We start from the raw sequence: 2,493 nt of genomic DNA on the forward strand, positions 1-2,493 counted from the left end.
TGAGGACGGAAGCCGGGAACGGGAGGTAGAAATCTTCTACCGCTTTATCGGCAAAATCGAATGACACATCTTGAGATACCCAACAATATCTTTAACTAAGGGAAACCGGCAAAACCCAGCCGGATATTGAGACCCTCCACAAAATCGCTGAGATTTTGGACGTCACCATCGAAGAGCTGATCTACGGAGCCAAGCAGACCACCACCATCGTCAAGAATACCACCGTGCAAAACGCCACCAAGGGGCTGTCCTTTGGCGCAGCTCTGGCCATGGTGATCTCCTATGTGAACTGGCACTCCATCGGTTGGGCCATCTTCCACGGGCTTCTGAACTGGTTCTATGTGATCTATTACGTGCTGCGGTATGGGTGGAACGGATGACCTTGGCGATATCCTTTTCTCTTCATCTCCCTCTCGCCCCTTTACATCCTCCCTCCTCCGGGGTTATACTGTGCTCACAGAATCATCCCACTGTGAGAGGAGACATTCCCATGCACACAGACATTGATATCCATGCCCTCATGGAGCTGGTCCACCAGGCGGGCAAGCTGCTCTACGACCGGGAGGGCTCTACCCACATCCGCAAGAAGGGCCGGGCGGACTACGTCACCCAGGTGGACATGGCAGTCCAAGGCTTTTTCGGGGAAGAACTTCCCAAGCGCTGGCCCCACATCCAGTTCATGAGTGAGGAGCAGTCCAACGCCCATCTGGACCCCAACGCCCCCATGTGGATTCTGGACCCGGTGGACGGCACCTGCAACCTCATCCATGACCTGGGCATGAGCGCCATCTCTCTGGCCCTGGTGGAAGGTGGCCAGGTCATGCTGGGCATCGTATACAACCCCTTCAACGGAGAGATGTTCCACGCCATCCGGGGACAGGGTGCCTTCCGCAACGGCGAGCCCATCCACGTCAGCGACCAGCAGGAGCTGGCGGACAGCCTCATTGCCATCGGCACCAGCCCCTACCAAAAGCAGCTGGCAGAGGGTAACTTCGCCCTGTTCCGCCGCCTGTTTGAGGTGGGCGCTGACATCCGCCGCATGGGCACCGCCTCCCTGGACCTGGCCTATGTGGCCTGTGGCCGGATGGACGCCTATCTGGAACGGGGCCTGAAGCCCTGGGACTTCGCCGCCGGAATCCTGCTGGTGGAAGAGGCCGGGGGCCAGGTGCGGGACTACCAGGGCAACCCCCTCATCCCCACCCAGCCCAGCGACATGTTCGCCCACAACGGCCCCATCGGCGCCCGCATCGCTGAGGCGGTCTCACTGGAGTTCTGAGGACACCCGTCATTCATTTCTATCAAAGGCATAAAAAGAACGGTCAGCTGACGCTGACCGTTCTTTTTTCTGAACCTGGGAAATTAGCCGCGGTTCTTGCGGGCCACAACAGTGGCACCGGACAGCAGGCACACGGCGGCAGCCAGAGCCACCACGTACACCATCACCTGGGCGGAGTCGCCAGTCTGGGGCACGTTGTTCTCGGGCTTCTCGGTGGTCTGAGGCTTGTCAGTGGTCTGAGGCTTATCGGTAGCCTCGGGCTTGTCGGTGGTCTCAGGAGCGCCACCGGCGGTGAGGCCGTTCATGGCGTCGCTCAAAGCAGCCACAGCGGCGTCCACAGTGGCCTGGTCGTCCTCAGAGAGGGACTCGTTGGCCATGACAGCCTGGGCGGTGGCCAGAGCGGTGCGGAAGGTAGCCACGGCGGCCTCGCTGGCCCCGGTGGTATCCATGTTCGCAGCCTGAGCAATCAGGTCTTCCAGGATGGACTTGTCAGCCTTGAAGCGCTGGGCCAGGATGGCGTTGAACAGGGCATCTGCCACGGGCTGGATGTCCTCGTCCATGGCATCGCCGTCAGCGTCCACTTCCTTGGCAGCAGCCAGAGCGTCCACCAGGGTCTGCCAGTTGTCCTGGACGTACTTGTCCTGGTCGGGGATCATGCTCTCAGCCTTGGCAATCAGCTGCTCCAGCATGGTCTTGTCGCCCTGGGTCAGACCCAGGCCCCAGATGCCCTCCAGCAGGGCGTCCCAAGCGGCGTCGATCTCGTCCTGAGTGGCGTTCTCCTTGTCCAGCACGGTCTTGGCGGTGGCCAGAGCGGTCTCGAAAGCAGCCTTGGCGGTGTCGGTGACACCCTCGGTGGACAGGGTCAGAGCGTAGTCATAGCTCTTCTGCAGCAGGACCTTGCTGCCGGCAATGATGGGGTGGACGTTGCGCTCGGCCGTCTCGGGCAGAGTGGAACCGAAGGCGGCGATGACGTCGGCCACTTCTTCTGCCACGCTGGCATCGGTCTGAGCCTGGGGCACGTCGCTCCAGATGCAGAACATGGCGCCCACGGGGTCCTCGATGGTGCCGCCCATGAAGGTGTTGATGTCAAACTGGCTGGCCTTGTCCACGGTGCACTTGTTGCCGCCCACGATCCAATACCAGTCGCCGTGGGTGTTCACCAGCTGGTGGCCCTGCTCAGCCAGGAAGGCGGGCTTGGCCACGTCATAGCCCCACCA

At 61.1% G+C, this 2,493-nt stretch carries 1 protein-coding gene and 2 pseudogenes; 2 read left to right on the top strand and 1 reads right to left on the bottom strand.

Going from position 1 to position 2,493, the window contains the following annotated elements; translation table 11 throughout:
* Nucleotides 1-113: 113 nt before the first annotated feature.
* Both B5F12_RS12065 and B5F12_RS11535 read left to right on the top strand, forming a co-directional pair.
* A pseudogene (locus B5F12_RS12065) lies at nt 114-380 on the top strand (helix-turn-helix transcriptional regulator); the annotation flags it as partial.
* A gap of 110 nt (nt 381-490) precedes the next feature.
* Nucleotides 491-1,276, top strand: a complete 786-nt coding sequence (locus B5F12_RS11535; RefSeq protein ID WP_242954955.1) for an inositol monophosphatase family protein — start codon at nt 491-493, stop codon at nt 1,274-1,276.
* A gap of 83 nt (nt 1,277-1,359) precedes the next feature.
* On the opposite strand, the pseudogene B5F12_RS11540 reads toward B5F12_RS11535, so the two are convergent.
* A pseudogene (locus tag B5F12_RS11540) lies at nt 1,360-2,493 on the bottom strand (FIVAR domain-containing protein); the annotation flags it as partial.

The organism is Pseudoflavonifractor sp. An176, assembly GCF_002160435.1.
In the GTDB taxonomy this organism is placed as follows: Bacteria; Bacillota; Clostridia; order Oscillospirales; family Oscillospiraceae; genus Enterenecus; species Enterenecus faecium.

Bases quoted from the DNA above. Each gene is read 5' to 3' on its own strand.
- B5F12_RS11535 (WP_242954955.1), top strand. From the start codon at position 491: ATGCACACAGACATTGATATCCATGCCCTCATGGAGCTGGTCCACCAG.